This window comes from Paraburkholderia sprentiae WSM5005, from assembly GCF_001865575.2.
In the GTDB taxonomy this organism is placed as follows: Bacteria; Pseudomonadota; Gammaproteobacteria; order Burkholderiales; family Burkholderiaceae; genus Paraburkholderia; species Paraburkholderia sprentiae.
The window spans coordinates 913,589-930,219 of record NZ_CP017561.2; the positions used below are offsets into that span (position 1 = coordinate 913,589).

Annotated in this window: 17 protein-coding genes; 6 read left to right on the top strand and 11 right to left on the bottom strand. The window is 64.2% G+C overall.

The window, feature by feature from the left end; genetic code table 11:
- Window positions 1–80: 80 nt before the first annotated feature.
- A complete protein-coding gene (locus tag BJG93_RS04275; protein WP_027197105.1) occupies window positions 81–1,205 on the top strand; it encodes an FUSC family protein in 1,125 nt (374 codons plus the stop codon).
- Between the two features lie 13 nt (window positions 1,206–1,218).
- Here the strand turns inward: BJG93_RS04275 and BJG93_RS04280 are convergent, their stop codons facing one another.
- From BJG93_RS04280 to BJG93_RS04300, 5 genes are all read right to left on the bottom strand, one after another.
- Complete coding sequence (locus BJG93_RS04280; protein ID WP_027197106.1) at window positions 1,219–1,638, bottom strand: VOC family protein; 420 nt, start codon at window positions 1,636–1,638, stop codon at window positions 1,219–1,221.
- Between the two features lie 108 nt (window positions 1,639–1,746).
- A complete protein-coding gene (tal, locus tag BJG93_RS04285; protein ID WP_027197107.1) occupies window positions 1,747–2,700 on the bottom strand; it encodes a transaldolase in 954 nt (317 codons plus the stop codon).
- Between the two features lie 224 nt (window positions 2,701–2,924).
- The gene (locus BJG93_RS04290; protein ID WP_034479222.1) at window positions 2,925–4,145 is read right to left on the bottom strand and encodes a benzoate/H(+) symporter BenE family transporter; all 1,221 of its coding nucleotides are present in this window, start codon (window positions 4,143–4,145) and stop codon (window positions 2,925–2,927) included.
- A gap of 59 nt (window positions 4,146–4,204) precedes the next feature.
- A complete protein-coding gene (locus BJG93_RS04295; RefSeq protein ID WP_027197109.1) occupies window positions 4,205–5,380 on the bottom strand; it encodes a vWA domain-containing protein in 1,176 nt (391 codons plus the stop codon).
- Window positions 5,381–5,408: 28 nt separating this feature from the next.
- Window positions 5,409–6,251: an AAA family ATPase gene (locus BJG93_RS04300; RefSeq protein WP_027197110.1), complete on the bottom strand. Its 843-nt coding sequence runs from the start codon at window positions 6,249–6,251 to the stop codon at window positions 5,409–5,411.
- 341 nt (window positions 6,252–6,592) lie between these two features.
- On the opposite strand from BJG93_RS04300, the gene BJG93_RS04305 reads away from it, so the two are divergent.
- Together BJG93_RS04305 and BJG93_RS04310 are read left to right on the top strand one after the other, a co-directional pair.
- A complete protein-coding gene (locus BJG93_RS04305) occupies window positions 6,593–6,961 on the top strand; it encodes a c-type cytochrome (RefSeq protein ID WP_027197111.1) in 369 nt (122 codons plus the stop codon).
- A gap of 45 nt (window positions 6,962–7,006) precedes the next feature.
- Window positions 7,007–7,387, top strand: a complete 381-nt coding sequence (locus BJG93_RS04310; protein ID WP_027197112.1) for a c-type cytochrome — start codon at window positions 7,007–7,009, stop codon at window positions 7,385–7,387.
- Window positions 7,388–7,522: 135 nt separating this feature from the next.
- On the opposite strand, the gene BJG93_RS04315 is transcribed toward BJG93_RS04310, so the two are convergent.
- From BJG93_RS04315 to rsxB, 3 genes are all read right to left on the bottom strand, one after another.
- The gene (locus tag BJG93_RS04315) at window positions 7,523–7,957 is read right to left on the bottom strand and encodes a DUF1841 family protein (RefSeq protein WP_027197113.1); all 435 of its coding nucleotides are present in this window, start codon (window positions 7,955–7,957) and stop codon (window positions 7,523–7,525) included.
- Window positions 7,958–8,111: 154 nt separating this feature from the next.
- Window positions 8,112–8,756 (bottom strand): endonuclease III, encoded by a 645-nt coding sequence (gene nth, locus BJG93_RS04320; protein ID WP_027197114.1) that lies wholly within the window; start codon window positions 8,754–8,756, stop codon window positions 8,112–8,114.
- 43 nt (window positions 8,757–8,799) lie between these two features.
- Window positions 8,800–9,699, bottom strand: a complete 900-nt coding sequence (rsxB, locus tag BJG93_RS04325) for an electron transport complex subunit RsxB (protein WP_174566106.1) — start codon at window positions 9,697–9,699, stop codon at window positions 8,800–8,802.
- 235 nt (window positions 9,700–9,934) lie between these two features.
- On the opposite strand from rsxB, the gene BJG93_RS04330 reads away from it, so the two are divergent.
- Window positions 9,935–10,567, top strand: a complete 633-nt coding sequence (locus BJG93_RS04330) for a TetR/AcrR family transcriptional regulator (RefSeq protein ID WP_027197116.1) — start codon at window positions 9,935–9,937, stop codon at window positions 10,565–10,567.
- A gap of 123 nt (window positions 10,568–10,690) precedes the next feature.
- On the opposite strand, the gene BJG93_RS04335 is transcribed toward BJG93_RS04330, so the two are convergent.
- A complete protein-coding gene (locus BJG93_RS04335; RefSeq protein WP_027197117.1) occupies window positions 10,691–11,968 on the bottom strand; it encodes a polyhydroxyalkanoate depolymerase in 1,278 nt (425 codons plus the stop codon).
- 180 nt (window positions 11,969–12,148) lie between these two features.
- Window positions 12,149–14,038 (bottom strand): glycoside hydrolase family 15 protein, encoded by a 1,890-nt coding sequence (locus tag BJG93_RS04340; RefSeq protein ID WP_027197118.1) that lies wholly within the window; start codon window positions 14,036–14,038, stop codon window positions 12,149–12,151.
- Between the two features lie 243 nt (window positions 14,039–14,281).
- Here BJG93_RS04340 and BJG93_RS04345 point away from each other — a divergent pair, with 243 nt between their 5' ends.
- Window positions 14,282–14,527 (top strand): hypothetical protein, encoded by a 246-nt coding sequence (locus BJG93_RS04345; RefSeq protein WP_027197119.1) that lies wholly within the window; start codon window positions 14,282–14,284, stop codon window positions 14,525–14,527.
- Between the two features lie 320 nt (window positions 14,528–14,847).
- On the opposite strand, the gene BJG93_RS04350 is transcribed toward BJG93_RS04345, so the two are convergent.
- Entirely contained in the window at window positions 14,848–15,000 is a 153-nt protein-coding gene (locus BJG93_RS04350; RefSeq protein ID WP_082194614.1) for a DUF3096 domain-containing protein, read from the bottom strand.
- A gap of 268 nt (window positions 15,001–15,268) precedes the next feature.
- Between BJG93_RS04350 and BJG93_RS04355 the strand changes: the two genes are divergently transcribed.
- Window positions 15,269–16,624 (top strand): beta-propeller fold lactonase family protein, encoded by a 1,356-nt coding sequence (locus BJG93_RS04355; protein ID WP_027197120.1) that lies wholly within the window; start codon window positions 15,269–15,271, stop codon window positions 16,622–16,624.
- Window positions 16,625–16,631: the final 7 nt, after the last annotated feature.

The window sequence follows — 16,631 nt, forward strand, 5'->3', positions numbered from 1 at the left end:
GTTGGCGGGCGTTTGTGTTTGCGGGGCACTTCAGGGCAGGATAGCGGTACCGTCCTTTCACGCGTTCGCCGCGCGCCGCCATGCCTGCTGCCGATACTCCCAACCTGATTCCGCGCCGCGCGGCGCTCAGCCGGATGGTGCGCGCGGTCACGTCGCCGTATTACCGCTACCGGCACGCGAAGGTGCTGCATAGCCTGCGCGTCGGGCTCGCGATGCTGGTGTCGATTCTCGCGACGACCGGCATCGACATTCCGCACGGCATCTGGTCGTCGGTGACGCTGCTGGTCGTGATCGGCGGCTTGCAGCATCACGGCAATATCCGCAAGAAAGCGGCAGAACGCGCGGCCGGCACGCTGCTAGGCGCATCGATCGGGCTCCTGCTGATCGTGCAGCAGAATCTCATCGGTTCGCTGCCGCTCACCTACGTACTGGAGGCGATCATCGCGTCGATCTGCGCGTGGTTCGCGATCGGCTCGTCCGGCTATGTGGGGCTGTTGACCGCGATCACGATGTGCATCGTCGCGGGCCATGGCGACAATCTGATCGACGTTGGCCTATGGCGCACGCTGAACGTGTTGATCGGCATCGTGATTGCGCTGGCCTTTTCGTTTGCCTTGCCGCTGCACGCCACGTATTCGTGGCGCTATGGGCTCGCCGCCAATTTGCGCGAATGCGCGGGCATCTACGCGCGGCTGCTCGACGGCGAGACGATCACCGAGGAGGAGCAGGTCAAGCGCTTCCTGCAGATCAATAAGCGGCTCGTGCAACTGCGCTCGCTGATGCCGTCGGTCGCGAAAGAAATCGACGTGCCGCAGACGAAGCTCGAGGAGATCCAGCGGCTGCATCGCGCGGTACTCAGTTCGCTCGAACTGCTGGCGACGGGCCCGCTGATGAACGCGGACGCCGCCGCGCGCACCGCCTACGCGGCGCAGTGCGGCGCGGAGGTGCGCGCCGTGCGCGCGATCCTGCTGTCCACCGCGCGCGGGCTGCGTTTTGGCCGCCCGACGCGCTTCGGCATTCCAGCGGCCGCCCCGCTCGCGAAACGGCATGGCCACGCGGCCACCACGCTGCCGCCCGACTGGCAAGGACCGTACTGGCTCGGCCAGCGGCTCGCGGAGCAGGTGGACCGACTGCGCGCGCTATTGCTGGAGACGGAGCCGAACTGGAATATCGAGCGGCATGCGCGGGCGGCGCGGATCGCTTAGGCGGGGCTGATCCTCAAGCCTGCGGCGGCAGCGTGACCATCCACATCAGGCCGAAGCGGTCCACCACCATCCCGAAGCCCTTGCTCCAGAACGTTTGCTGGAACGGCATCACGACCTGGCCACCGTCGGCGAGTGCGTTGAAGCAGGTTTGCGCCGACGCGCCGTCGTCGACGGTCAACGACAGGCTGAAGCCGTTGAATGGGCCGGCCGCCGGGTCGCAGTTGCCGTCGGAAGCCATCCACGCGGTCGTGCCCAGCTGCACGTTGGCGTGCATGATCTTGTCGGCGAGCTCCGGGCGCGGCGGGTTGTGCGCGTCCGGCGGCGCTTCCTTGTACAGCATCTTGAAGGTCACCTGGGCACCGAGCTTGTCGGTGTAGTAGTCGAGCGCTTCCTGGCAACGGCCGTTGAAAAACACGTAGGGCTGAACGTACATGATCGTCTCCATGGTCAGGGGTTGGACCGGCGCCGTCGTTCCTAACGAGAAACGGCGCTGAACCGTGAGGTTCAGCGCCGCCTGCGATGGATGATGGCTTCGGGTGGATCAGCGCAGCGTTTCGATCAGCTTTTCCAGCTTCATCGCGTCGGCGGCGAACGTGCGGATGCCTTCGGCGAGCTTCTCGGTCGCCATCGCTTCGTCGTTGACGAGAAAGCGGAACGACTTTTCGTCGACCGGCACGCGCTCGATGTCCGCGTCGTGCGATGCCTCCGGCGACAGCTTGCGCTCGACCTTGTCGGTGCTCTCGTGCAGCTTTTGCAGCAGGTCGGGGCTGATCGTCAGCAGGTCGCAGCCGGCCAGTTCCAGAATCTGCGAGGTGGTGCGGAAGCTCGCGCCCATCACCTCGGTCTTGTAGCCGAACTTCTTGTAGTACCCGTAGATGCGGCGCACCGACTTGACGCCCGGATCGTTGGCGCCGCCGTCTTTCGCTTCGTCCCACGCGCTGCCGGCGCTCTTCTTGTACCAGTCGTAGATGCGGCCGACGAACGGCGAGATCAGCTGCGCGCCCGCTTCCGCGCAGGCGGCCGCCTGCGCGAGCGAGAACAGCAGCGTCATGTTGCAGTGGATGCCTTCCTTCTGCAGCACCTCGGCCGCGCGCACGCCTTCCCACGTCGACGCGAGCTTGATCAGCACGCGCTCGCGCTCGATGCCGTGTTCCTTATACAGCGCGATCAGCTCGCGGCCTTTCGCGATCGAGCCTTCGATGTCGAACGACAGGCGCGCGTCGACTTCGGTCGACACCCGCCCCGGGATGATCTTCAGGATTTCGGTGCCGAACGCGATCAGCAACTGGTCGATGATCGCACCGACCGGCTTCGACGCATGCGCCTTCACGGTCTTTTCGAGCAGCGGCCGGTAGTCGTCTTTTTGCACGGCCTTCAGAATCAGCGACGGATTGGTGGTCGCATCCCGCGGCTTGTACTGCGCGAGCTGCTGGAAGTCGCCGGTGTCGGCCACCACGGTGGTGTATTGCTTGAGTTGGTCGAGTGCGGTTGTCATGTTCGGGCCTTCAGGGCGCATACGCGCCGTGGTTCAGGAGAAGTGAGGACGCCGCCGCGCCGGCTGGACCGAGCATAGAAACCAGCCGGCGGCGGCGGCCGCGGATCAAGCCGCAGCGCGTCCCACGATGGCGCCGGGAAACGCTGCCGGATACTTCTATTCTATGGCGGATCGCCGAGGATGGTATGAACACCGGGTAGCGACAGCCGGGCGTGGCGATCCGTTCACACGCGCCGCGCGTTCAGCACAGCTTGCGTCACCACGCCGGCGACCAGCCCCCAGAACGCCGAGCCGATCGACAGCAGCGTGAGCCCCGAGGCGGTCACCATGAAGGTGACGAGCGCCGCCTCGCGCTGCCTCGTATCCTGCATTGCATTGGCGAGCCCGCTCATGATCGAGCCGAACAGCGCGAGCGCCGCGACCGAGACGACCAGCTCCTTCGGGAACGCGGCGAACAGCGCGGCGATCGTCGCGCCGAACACCCCCGCGAGCAGATAGAAAATGCCGCCCCACACGGCCGCCGTGTACCGCCTGGCGGAGTTTTCATGCGCTTCGGGGCCAGTGCAGATCGCCGCCGTGATCGCCGCAAGATTGATGCCGTGGGAGCCGAACGGCGCGAGCACGAGCGATGCGACGCCGGTCGTCGCGATCAGCGGCGCGGACGGTGTCGTGTAGCCGTCGGCGCGCAGCACCGCGATGCCCGGCACGTTTTGCGAGGCCATCGCGACCACGAACAGCGGAATGCCGATGCTCACGCACGCCGCCACCGAAAACGACGGCATCGTCAGCACCGGATTCGCGAGCGCGACGTGAAAGTGGCTGAAGTCGAGCAGCCCGAGGCCGCCGGCTGCAGCCGTGCCGGCCACCAGGGTCGTGGGAATCGCGTAGCGCGGTGCGAACCGTTTGACGATCAGGTAGGTGAAGAACATCGTCAGCACGAGCGCGGTCTGGAACTGCGCGGCGCGGAAAATCTCGATGCCGATCTCGAACAGGATGCCCGCGAGCAGCGCCGACGCGAGGCCGGACGGAATCCGCTTCATCAGCGCGTCGAACCAGCCGGTGATGCCGACCAGCGTCAGCAGCGCCGCGCAGAAGATGAACGCGCCGATCGCCTCGGCATACTGCACATGCGGCAGCGACGACACCAGCAGCGCCGCGCCCGGCGTCGACCACGCGATCACGATCGGCGCGCGAAAGCGCAGCGACAGGCCGATCGTGCAGAGGCCCATGCCGATCGACAGCGCCCAGATCCATGATGAAATCTGCGCGTCGCTCAGATGCGCGGCCTGGCCCGCCTGGAACATCAGCACGAGCGAGCTCGTGTAGCCGGTCATCGCCGCGACGAAGCCGGCGACGATCGTCGACAGCGAGGTATCGGCGAGCGGATTGAAGCGCCTCGGCGGCGTGGCGGCGGGGGACAGCTGGGGCGACGGGGGCGAACTCATGCGAAGGCTTGTTGTTGTGAGGTTGAGGCGTCAGGACGGGGAGCGTTGACCGGCGGCCCTTACTTGCTCAGCACCCGCATGGCCGTCTCGAGGCCCGCGAGCGTCAGCGGATACATGCGGTGGCCCAGCACCTCGCGGATCGCGCTGACCGACTGCCGGTACGGCCACAGCGCTTCCGGTTCCGGGTTCAGCCACGCGAAGTGCGGGAAATGGTCGGCGAGCCGGCGTAGCCACACCGCGCCGGCCTCGGCGTTGTTGTACTCGACAGAGCCACCCGGCTGCAACACTTCGTATGGGCTCATCGTCGCGTCGCCGACGAAGATCAGCTTGTAGTCGGGTGTGAACTTGTGCAGCAGGTCCCACGTCGGCGTGCGCTCGGCATGGCGACGGCGGTTGTTCTTCCACAGGAAGTCGTACACGCAGTTGTGGAAATAGTAGAACTCGAGGTGCTTGAACTCGGCCTTGGCGGCGGAGAACAGCTCTTCGGTGCGCTTCACGTGATCGTCCATCGAGCCGCCGACGTCGAGCAGCATCAGCACCTTCACGTTGTTGTGCCGCTCGGGCACCATCTTCAGATCGAGCCAGCCGGCGTTCGCGGCAGTGCTGCGGATCGTGTCGGGTAGATCGAGCTCTTGCACGGCGCCTTCGCGGGCGAAACGGCGCAACCGCCGCAGCGCCACCTTGATGTTGCGCGTGCCGATTTCGACCTGGTCGTCGTAGTCGCGATACGCGCGCGCTTCCCAGACCTTGACGGCCGTGCGATTGCCAGCCGCGTCGCCGCCGATGCGCACGCCCTCGGGGTTATAGCCGCCATTGCCGAACGGCGACGTGCCGCCGGTGCCGATCCATTTGTTGCCGCCCTCGTGGCGCTCCTTCTGCTCGTCGAACAGTTCTTTCAGCCGCTCCATCAGCTTGTCGATGCCGCCCATCGCCTCGATCTGCGCCTTTTCCTCGGGCGACAGATCACGTTGCAGCTTCTTCTTCAGCCAGTCGAGCGGAACGTCGAACGCCAGCTCCGAGGTCGCGGCGACACCGTTGAAAAAGGCGCCGAACGCCTGGTCGAACTTGTCGAAGTACTGCTCGTCCTTCACGAGCGTGATGCGTGCGAGGTAGTAGAACTGGTCGAGCGACGGCGCGATCACGTTGGCCTTCAGCGCTTCGAGCAGCGTCAGGTATTCCTTCACCGAGACCGGCAGTCGGGCGGCGCGCAGCGAGTAGAAAAAGTCGATCAGCATGCTGGATGTCCTGCGGCACGGCGCCCGCTCAACGGTTGTTGCGGTTCATGAACAGCAGCCGCTCGAACAGGCTCACGTCCTGTTCGTTCTTCAGCAGCGCGCCGCGCAGCGGCGGCACGATCTGCCTGTGATCGGACGAGCGCAGTGCTTCGGGCGGGATGTCTTCGGCGAGCAGCAGCTTGAGCCAGTCGAGCAGTTCGGAGGTGGACGGCTTCTTCTTCAGTCCCGCGACGTTGCGCAGTTCGAAGAAGCTCTGCAGCGCCGCGGCGAGCAGATCCTTCTTGATGCCGGGGTAGTGCACGTCGACGATCTGCTGCATCGTCGCCGCATCCGGAAACTTGATGTAGTGGAAGAAGCAGCGCCGCAGGAACGCGTCGGGCAACTCCTTTTCGTTGTTCGACGTGATGATCACGAGCGGGCGATGCTTCGCGCGCACCAGTTCGCGCGTCTCGTACACGTAGAACTCCATGCGGTCGAGTTCGCGCAGCAGGTCGTTCGGGAATTCGATGTCGGCTTTGTCGATCTCGTCGATCAGCAGCACGCTCTGCTCGTCCGATTCGAATGCCTCCCACAGCACGCCTTTGACGATGTAATTGCGGATGTCCTTCACGCGCTCGTCGCCGAGCTGCGAATCGCGCAAACGCGACACCGCGTCGTATTCGTAGAGCCCCTGCTGGGCCTTGGTGGTCGATTTGATGTGCCATTGCAGCAGCGGCATGCCGAGCGCGGCGGCGACTTCCTCGGCGAGCATGGTCTTGCCGGTGCCGGGTTCGCCCTTGATCAGCAGCGGACGCCTGAGCGTCATCGCGGCGTTGACCGCGAGCTTGAGGTCGTCGGTGGCGACGTACTGCGATGAGCCTTCGAAACGCATGGCGAGATGCTCTTGTGCGGGAAAAACCCAGTATAAGTCAGAAGGCCTGTTGGCCTGAAACCGGGTCACGTAGGGTGTCAGCCCGCGCGGCGATGCTGGGGCGGTGCCGCTGCGGGACTGCTGTGGTGCCGTTGCGAAGCCGTCGTGGGGATGGCCTGCGGTCCGTTCCGGCGGGCGTTGCGCGGCTCCCGCGTCTGGTGGACGTTCGGCGCGGCGTCGCGGTACAATGAGCCCGATTTTTTTGGCCTGCGTGGCTACCCTACAGTGGCTACCCTACAAAAAGAACGGCGCGGACCGCTGCCTTTCCGGGCACCCGATTCCCCTCAAGCCAGGTTACATCTATGAATAAATTCGTCGGCAAACACGTCGTGATCGCAGCGCTGTCGGTGCTCGCGGGCTACGCGGCCAGTGCGCAAGCAGCGGATGTCGTAGGCAACGCCAAGGCGGGCCAGGACAAGGTCGCGATGTGTATCGGCTGCCACGGCATCCCTGAGTACCGCACGGCTTATCCAGAGGTTTTCCGTGTGCCGAAGCTCGGCGGGCAGAATCAGGCGTACCTCGAAAACGCTTTGCACGCCTACAAGAAGGGCGACCGCCATTTCGACACCATGCACGCGATCGCGACGTCGCTGTCGGATCAGGACATTGCCGACATCGCCGCATACTACGCAGCGCAAACTGCCGCCTCGAAAAACAATCCCAACAAGTGATCGGCGTCGGTCACAGCACATCCAATTCGCGGGATAGGAGATTTCATGATCAAGCCCCAACAGGCACTCCATACGGTATTCAAGGCGGTCGGCGCGGCGGCGGTAATCGGTCTGGCGGCGGCGAACGTCGCCCACGCGGCCGACGCGGGCAAAGGCAAGGTGCTTGCCGACAGCCACAACTGCGCGGCGTGCCACGGTGTCAACCTGAACAAGCCGGTGAGCCCGGAGTATCCGAAGCTGGCCGGTCAACATGCTGACTACGTGTTCTGGGCGCTGCGTCAGTACCAGATGGGTACCGGCAATCCGCACTTCGGCCGCAACAACGCGATCATGCAGGCGCAGGTGCAGAGCCTGTCGCCAAGCGACATGAAGGACATCGCCGCTTACGTCGAATCGCTGGACGGCGACCTCGTGCAGAAGAAGTAAGCGTCGGGCGTCGATTTCGCCCCGAAGCTTCAAAAGCAAAACACCCCGCTTCGGCGGGGTGTTTTGCTTTGGGGACGTCGTACCCGGGCGCGCTTGGGTCTTGCGGCGCTGGAGTTTTCACCCGCTTCAGTGGCTTCAGTCGCGGGTCGCGCGCCGTTCGATGCGCTGAAGGTACGCGTCGGTGTCGGGCGGCGTACCGGTGCGCTGCGCTTCCCAGATGGTTTCGCCGAGGCAGTCCATGATCGCGTGCTGCGCCTCGTGCGTCGAGCCGAGGCGCGCGGCAAGCCGCTCGTGCGCGGCGCGAATGCCGGGCGGCTGGTCGATCGACAGCTGCTCGGAGATCGCCAGATGCATCGACAGGTGCAGGAAAGGATTAGTCTGCCCGCGCTCCGGCGAATAGTCCTGCGCCTGGGCGGCCGGGCCGTCGGTGAGGTCGGCGTGATATTCCGGATGCTCGACGATCCAGTCGGCGGCGATCGCCTCGAGCGGCGTCAGAATCTCGCCCTGGCGCTGTTTGCGCCAGGTGTCGGTGAAAAAGAGACGAACTTCGTCGCGGCTGGGATTGAACATCGTGGAACCGGTGCGTGGCGTGGGGCGTGTGTGAAACCCGATGGTGCGCGAACTTGCATATCAGCGCTGCGCACTGCGGGTAAGCGTTATTTTACGCGGCGGCCGCGCGGACCGCAGGCGGGCGCACGACCTCGGGTTTGGAGCGGGTGCGCGTCTAGAGATCGGGTGGCGGGGTCTTCGGCCGGAACTCGCACAGCGGCTCGATCGCGCAATGCCAGCATTCGGGGCGGCGCGCCTTGCACACATAGCGTCCATGCAGGATCAGCCAGTGGTGCGCGTCCTGCCTGAATTCGGCGGGCGTGACTTTCTCGAGTGCCGCTTCGACCGCGCGCACGTCCTTGCCGGGCGCGAGGCCGGTGCGGTTGGCGACGCGGAAAATGTGCGTGTCGACCGCAATAGTCGGATGGCCGAACGCCGTGTTCAGGATCACGTTGGCCGTTTTCCGGCCGACGCCCGGCAGCCCTTCGAGCGCCTCGCGATCCTCGGGCACCTCGCCGCCGTACTGGTCGAGCAGGATGCGGCAGGTGGCGATCACGTTCTTCGCCTTCGTGCGATACAGACCGATCGTCTTGATATAGCTCGCGACACCTTCCTCGCCGAGGTCGAACACCTTCTGCGGCGTGTTCGCGACCGGGAACATCTTGCGCATCGCCTTGTTGACCGAGACGTCGGTCGCTTGCGCCGACAGCAGTACCGCGATCAGCAGTTCGAACGGCGTCGTGTATTCGAGCTCGGTGGTCGGATGCGGATTCAGGCTCTGAAGCGTTTCGTAGATCGCGCGGCGTTTGTTCGCGTTCATGCGGAGCGGGTCTGTGTGGGTGGGGCGGGACGCGCCGGCGCGATCAGCGCGCGGCCGGTGGCGAGTCGGACGGCGGGCTCGACTCGTTGGACGGCTGCTCGGAGCCGCGCGTGTCGTCGCCGCTGGCGAGGCCGAGACGGCGGCGGCGCGCTTCGGCGGCGTCGATCTGGGCCTGCACGTCGGCGCTGACGTTCTCGGTGTTCATCGGTCCTTGGCCGGTCGCGGCCATGTCTTCCTTCTTCTTGCGCGCGCGTTCGAGCGCGGCCTGGATGATCGCGCGTTTCTTCGCTTCGGCGTCGCCCGCGAGCGGTGAAGCGGAAGGATCGGACGGCGCTGTGGTGCCGCTGGCCTGCACCGCGGCCGGCGCAGCCGCCGGCGCGCTCGCGCTCGCCGCTCGCCGCGCCGCAGCACGCGCTTCGGCGGCGTCGCGCTCGCGCGCGAGACGCGTCTCGTGGCGATCATGACGCGCCCGCGCCGCGTCGGCCTGGCTCTGGCTCCAGGCGTTCCAGCCAGTGGCCTCGCCGGTCACGGGCAGCATCGCGATGCAGTCGACCGGACAGGGCGGCACGCACAGGTCGCAGCCGGTACATAGCTCGGCGATCACGGTGTGCATCTGTTTCGGTGCGCCAACTATCGCGTCGACGGGACAGGCCTGCATGCACAGCGTGCAGCCGATACACACCTGTTCGTCGATAACCGCCAAGGGACGCGGACGTTCGACGCCATTGGCGGAATTGAGCGGAATCACCGGTTTGCCGAGCAGCGCGGCGAGGCGCGCGATGCCCTCGGTACCGCCGGGCGGGCACTGATTATAGTTTGCGTCGCCGCTAGCGACGGCTTCGGCATACGGACGGCATGCGGGATAACCGCACTTCGTGCATTGCGTTTGGGGCAGCAGATCTTCGATGCGATCCGCGAGTGTTTTGACGTCTGTCACGGTCACGACGTGGGGGCTTGCCGTGCGATCGCACAGCCTGAAATAAATAGCACATTATCGCCGATTTCCCGGATTGCCATTCGCAATCCATGTGCCATAATCGAAGCGCTTCATTCGAAAGACCGCAGAAAAGGGTGTGTTTCCCAACCACGACGCGCCCGCTAAACGCCGCCCACTGCAAGGCTCGAGGAGAGGCCGGCGGCGCGATCCGGACAACGCGGCTCACGAAGACGATGCCACCATGAATCAGCCGAAAATCAAAAGAGATCCTGAAGGCACGAGGCGCCGCATTCTGCTTGCGGCGGCCGAAGAGTTTGCAAATGGAGGACTGTTCGGCGCACGAGTCGATCAGATCGCCCGCCGCGCGGAAACCAATGAACGTATGCTCTATTACTACTTCGGTAGCAAGGAGCAACTATTCACCGCGGTACTCGAGCACGCGTTCAGCGCGCTCAACGAAGCGGAACGCACGCTCGAACTCAATGGAATCGCGCCCGTCGAGGCCGTTACGCGTCTCGCGCATTTCGTGTGGGACTACTACCGTGACCATCCCGAGTTGCTGCGGCTCATCAACAATGAGAATCTGCATGAAGCACGCTATATGCAGAAGTCGACGCGCATACGCGAAATGATCTCGCCGATCGTTGCCACGCTCGGCGGCATTCTCGAACGGGGGCAACGCGCGGGGCTGTTTCGCACCAACGTCGACCCTTTGCGCTTTTATGTGACGCTTTCGGGCATGGGCTACTACATCGTGTCGAACCGTTTCACGCTCGAAGCGACGCTCGGCCGCGACTTCAGCAGCGCCGCCGAACGCGGCGAGGTGATCCAGATGAATACCGAACTGCTGCTCGCGTATCTGCTGAGAAAGTAACGGGCGGGAACTGCGCGGACCACTGCCGCGGTAAACAATCAGTATCACGAACGAAGCGCGACAAAAAAGCAACGGCCTCGAAGGAGGCCATTGGCTTTATCAATGCTATTGCAAGTTTAATGCTCAGGCTTCGACTTTTTCTTTCGTCGTTCTTGCTGCCTTGTTGTGCTCGAGAATGAAGTCGCGCAATTGCGGGTAAATGATCGTGCGCCAGCGGCGGCCCGAGAAAATCCCGTAGTGACCGCATTTTTCCGCGGTGAAGTGACGCTTGTTCTTCGCCGGAATGCCGCTGCACAGGTCATGCGCCGCGTAGGTCTGGCCGTCGCCGGAAATGTCGTCGAGTTCGCCCTCGATCGTGAACAGCGCGGTCGTCGTGATGTCTTGCGGCCGCACCCGCTCACCGTTGACGACCCACGTGCCCTCGGCAAGACGGAATTCCTGGAACACGATGCGGATCGTGTCGAGGTAATAATCGGCGTCCATGTCGAGCACCGCGTTGTACTCGTCGTAAAAGCGGCGATGCGCTTCGGCGTCGTCCTCATCGCCTCGCAACAGGCTTTGGTAGAAATCCCAATGCGACGCCGCGTGACGCTCCGGATTCATCGCGACGAAACCGGTGTGCTGCAGGAAGCCCGGATAGACCTTGCGGCCCGCGCCGGGATAGTTCGGCGGCACGGTGAAAATCACGTTGTTCTCAAACCATTCGTACGAGTGCTGCGTGGCGAGCGAATTGACCGAGGTCGGGCTCTTTCGTGCGTCGATCGGCCCGCCCATCATGGTCATCGTGCGCGGCGTATCCTCGCCGCGGCTCGCGAGCAGTGAAATGGCGGCCAGTACCGGCACGGTCGGCTGGCACACCGAGATCACGTGCAGATTCTTCGCGCCGATATGGCGAATGAATTCCTGGATATACGCGATGTAGTCGTTCAGACCGAACTCGCCCGCTTCGAACGGCACCATGCGAGCGTCGATCCAGTCGGTGATGTAGACCTTGTGGTCTTGCAGCAACGTGCGCACGGTGTCGCGCAGCAGCGTGGCGTGGTGTCCCGACAACGGCGCGCAGACGAGCACGACAGGCTCGTCTTTCAATTGGTTGACAGCTTCGCTGTCGTCGGCGAAACGCTTGAAGCGCATCAGACGGCAAAACGGCTTTTCGATGAAGGTCTGCTCGACGATCGGAATGTTATGCCCATCTTTGACAATCTGGTGAATATTGAACTCGGGTTTTTCGTAATCCTTTCCGAGCCGGTAAAGCAGTTCGTAGCCGGCGGAAAGGCGCGTGGCGCCCGGCACATAAGCTAGCGGACTGGCCGGATTCGCAAATGATTTCGATGCGGCCTGAGCCCAGGCGGTGAGGGGGCTCAACATCGCCCGCTGGAATTCATGAAATTGATAGAGCATGTTTGCTCCGTATTAAGCGGTTCGCATTGGGCTTCGCAAACACGCGTGAGGCGTTGCGGCGGGCCATTCTGGTTGTTGGCACATTATTGTTGGCCGACAGTCGGATTGATGATATAGAACAAGGCAGACTTGTGCAACGCAACAATTCTCGCCTTTTAGGGTGCGCAAATTGTCACGGCGTCATGCTAGTGGCGATGCTGCTTCGCCGCTATCAGGGCTTGCCTGCACCTCAAGCTCCATCGCGCGGATGCCGTTATGCGGCGGATGGCCGGTCGCCTGCGCCATCTCCTGCTCGTGCTTCATCAGGTTAAGGCCCGTGTGCACCAGCGCCACGTGCGAAAACGCCTGCGGAAAATTGCCGACGAGACGTTTTTCGACCGGGTCGTACTCCTCGGACAGCAGGCCGACGTCGTTGCATAGCGCAAGCAGCCGCTCGTACATCTCGATCGCCTCCGGCACGCGCCCCTGCAGCGCCAGGTTGTCCACCATCCAGAACGAACATGCAAGAAAGGTGCCTTCCCCGGGCGGCAGGCCGTCGTCGTATTCGGTGGTGCGGTAGCGTCGCACGAAGCCGCCGTTCATCAGGTCGCGCTCGATCGCCTCGACCGTGCCCTTGATGCGCGGATCCTGCGGCGGCAGGAAGGCGACCAGCGGCATCAGCAGCGTGCTCGCGTCGAGCTGGTCGCTGCCGTAGTACTGCGAGAACGCGTTGAGCGCCGGATTCCACGCTTTCTCGCAGACGTCGGCGTGGATCGTGTCGCGCGTCGCGCGCCATTCGTCGAGGGGGCCGTCGAGCTTGAACATTTCGGCCGAGCGGATCGCGCGGTCGAACGCGACCCACGCCATCACCTTCGAGAACGTGAAGTGCTCGCGGCCGCCGCGGGTCTCCCAGATGCCTTCGTCGGGTTCCCGCCAGATCGTGCTCAGGTGCTCGAGCATCGCGCACTGCACGCTCCACGCAGTGACGTCCGCCTGCAGGCCGCCGACGCGCGCCAGATGCAGCGCGTTCATCACCTCGCCGTAAACGTCGAGCTGACGCTGCCCGACCGCGTTATTACCGACGCGCACCGGTTTCGCGCCCTCGTAGCCGGGCAGCCACCCGATTTCGATTTCGGGCAGACGCCGCTCGCCGCCGATGCCGTACATGATCTGCAACTGGTTCGGCGCGCCCGCCATCACGCGGCCGAGCCAGCTGCGCCAGGCGCGGGCTTCGTCGTAGTAGCCGCCGCGCATCATCGCGAGCAGCGTGATGGTCGCGTCGCGCAGCCAGCAGTAGCGATAGTCCCAGTTGCGCGTGCCGCCGAGCCGCTCGGGCAGCGACGTGGTGGGCGCCGCGACGATGCCGCCGGTCGGCTCGTAGGCGAGCGCGCGAAGCGTAATCAGCGAGCGGCGAATCGGTCCGGCCCAGCGTCCCTCGACGGTGCCACGGGCCGCCCATTCGAGCCAGTGATTCTCGGTGCGCGCGAGCGACGTGTGCGGATCGCGTGCGGGCGGAATACGCAGGTGCGACGCCGCGTACGCGAGCGAGAACGGCACGCGCTCGCCTTCGGTCACGGTGAATTCGGCGACGGTCTTCATGTCTTCGCCGCGGAGTTCGACCGGCGTGCGCAGCACCGCGTTGTCGGGGCCGACGATCGCCTTGATGCCGCTGTCGTGCTTGAGCTTGTCGACCCACGGAATCGAGAAGCCGTAGTCGAAGCGCAGCACGAGTTCCATCTTCATTCGCACGGTGCCGCGCTTGCCGACGACGATACGGATCAACTCCGAGGAGCCGTTGCCGGGCGGCATGAAGTCGATCAGCGTGACGGCGCCGTCGGGCGTTTCGTAGTCGGTTTCGAGAATCAGCGTTTCGCCGCGGTAGCGCCGCGTGATGGTGGGCGCGCCGTCCTCGCCCTGGGTGGCGGGGGCGATCAGCCAACGGCCATTGTCGGGCGTGCCGAGCAGCGCCGCGAAGCAGGCGCCCGAGTCGAAGCGCGGCCAGCAGAGCCAGTCGACGGAACCCTCGCGGGAGACGAGCGCGGCGGTATGGCCGTCGCCGATCAGTGCATAGTCTTCGATGTGTGCAGGCATGGACAACGTGTCGGAAAAACGAGTCGTTATGACGGACGGCGACAGCAGCCGCGCTTCGAGGGGTGTTATTACCGGACTACGATCAGCATTGTTTGGTTCACCGCATAGTGCGGCAAAACACGGATTGGTAAATTGTTAAACCATGCATACAATCGGATTTCATGCCGATGTCCGGCGACAGGCCGGACTGCGAATCGGCCTTGCTCATGGCGTATGCAGACGCCGTTTCCGAGGACGAAAGCCATGCTGAACCCTTCGAAATCCGATTGCATCACGATTCTCTCCGCCGCTAGCCAGCTTGCCGGCGATTCCATGCTGCCACTCGATCATGACCGGCTCGGGCTGAGCCGCAACGGGATGCTGACTGCCGCGTCCTTCCTGGTCGAGCGCGCCTGCTTCCGGCGCTATCAGCAGGATGCCGACCATTATGCGGTCGGCGCGCTATCGTTGCAGGGCCGCCTGCGGCTCGATCAACTGGCGAATGGTTGAGCGATAGCGCCGCGAGCTGGCAAGCCGAGTACTCGCGTCACGACGCCGCGCATTCGCCGCACTCTTTGGTAGTGCGCCTTCGCGTTGCGTATGCGTACGTTCGCGTCGCGTCACGTCGATTATTCACGTGGCGCGTTGAACTCGCGCGCGTCCCGCACGCGTCCATCTCGCGCCATGCCCGCCTCTCGCGTATGTCACGGCCTGACATTTGCCGCGCTCTCGCGCGTGCGAACGGTCGGCAACTCGCTAACGTTCCCTTCCGGCCAAAACACGCCGACACCGGACGCAAATCGCGCGCCCGGTGTCGCCTCGCATGTCGCTCACAGGTGAGACGAGCCCACGCCGAAGATCCCGATGATGCCGATGATGATCAGATAAAGCGCGACGATGTAGTTCAACAGGCGCGGCATGACCAGGATCAGGATGCCGGCGATCAGCGAAACGAGCGGGCCCAGGCTGAGCGTGACGTTCATGGAGACTCCGTAGTTGAGACGCGCGATGCGCGATTGAGAAAACGATTGAAAAAACGCCCCGCCGCGCGGGACCCAAGCCACTGGCGCAGACCGCGCGGCAGCGGCGGGTTCACTGCATGATCGGACCTAACGCTCTTATACTCACTTCGACAACAACAACGCGGAACGACATTCGATTCGCGGCGCGGCAGACCAGACACCGTTACACCCGCTTGTACCCCGGCTCGTACGTGAGCCTGTACCAGACAACCGATGTCGAGGAGGTCCCATGCTTCGCAGTCGCCATGCCGCAGCGCGTGTTGCCGTGCGCCCAGTTTCGACTTCCCTTTTTGCTTCTGTTTCTGCCTGTGTTTGTCTTTCGGCTTCCCGTCCGCATCGCGCGGATCGCAGCGCGCGGCGCGCGAGGCGGCCAGCGCTATTGCGGGCCGCCCGCTCGATGATAAGAGGTTTCGCGCTCATGGTTTCGATTGTTGCTTCGCCCGCGTATGCGCAAGATTCCGGCCCGGTCCCCGCGGACGGCGTCTATACGATGCTGGTCGGTACTTACACCAGCGGCAAGAGCGAGGGCATCTACGTCTTTCGCTTCGATACGAAGACCGGCGCGGCGACCCAGGTGTCGGTCGCGCAGACGGTCAATCCGTCGTTTCTGGTCGTGAGCCGCGACCGCCGCTTCGTCTATTCGGTCAACGAACTGCCCGGCGACAACGGCCCGGCCACGCAACGTGGCGGCATCAGCGCGTTCGGCTTCGATGCCGCGCGCGGGCAGCTGACGTTTCTGAATAAGGTGTCGTCGGATGGCAATGATCCGTGTTATCTCAGCATCTCGCCGGACGGCAAGTATCTGCTGACCGCTAACTATTCGGTCGCGCCCGATCCGGGCGGCAGCTTCGCGGTGTTTCCGCTGCAGGCGAACGGCCAGGTCGGCACCTCGGTGCAGACCGTGCATCACGAAGGCGGCGGTCCGGTGAAAGGACGGCAGGACAACTCTCACGTGCATTCGACCGTGTTCGCGCCGGACGGCCACTATCTGTTCGCGCAGGACCTCGGCGCCGACAAGCTGTACTCGTACCGCTACGCGCCGCAGGGCGGCGCCGGCGCGGGCCCCTTCGTGGCGACGGACTGGGGCTACACGCAGCAGAAGGCCGGCACGGGTCCGCGCCATCTGATCTTTGGCGCCGACGGCAAGCACGCGTATCTGACGAGCGAACTCGCGGCCACCGTCAGCACGTTCGACTACCACGACGGCAAGCTCAAGCTCGTGCAGACGCTGCCTCTCGCCGAGCCTGGCTTCAAGGGGCAGGTGGGCGCGGCGGCGATCCACCTGTCGCCGGACGGCCGCTTCGTGTATGCGTCCAATCGCGGCGACGCAAACGAGATCGTGATCTTCTCGGTCGATCCCGCCAATGGGCATTTGAAGCAGATCGGCCGGCAGTCGAGCCTCGGCAAATCACCGCGCGAGTTCACCATCGATCCGACCGGCAACTGGCTGATCGTCGGCAATCAGCTGAGCGACACGGTCTATGTGTTCAAGCGCGATCCGCAGACAGGGCTGCTCGATCCGAATCCGAAGCAGCATTTCGAACTGGGCTCGCCGGTCGATTTCAAGCTGGTGTCGCCGTCGTGATGCACGC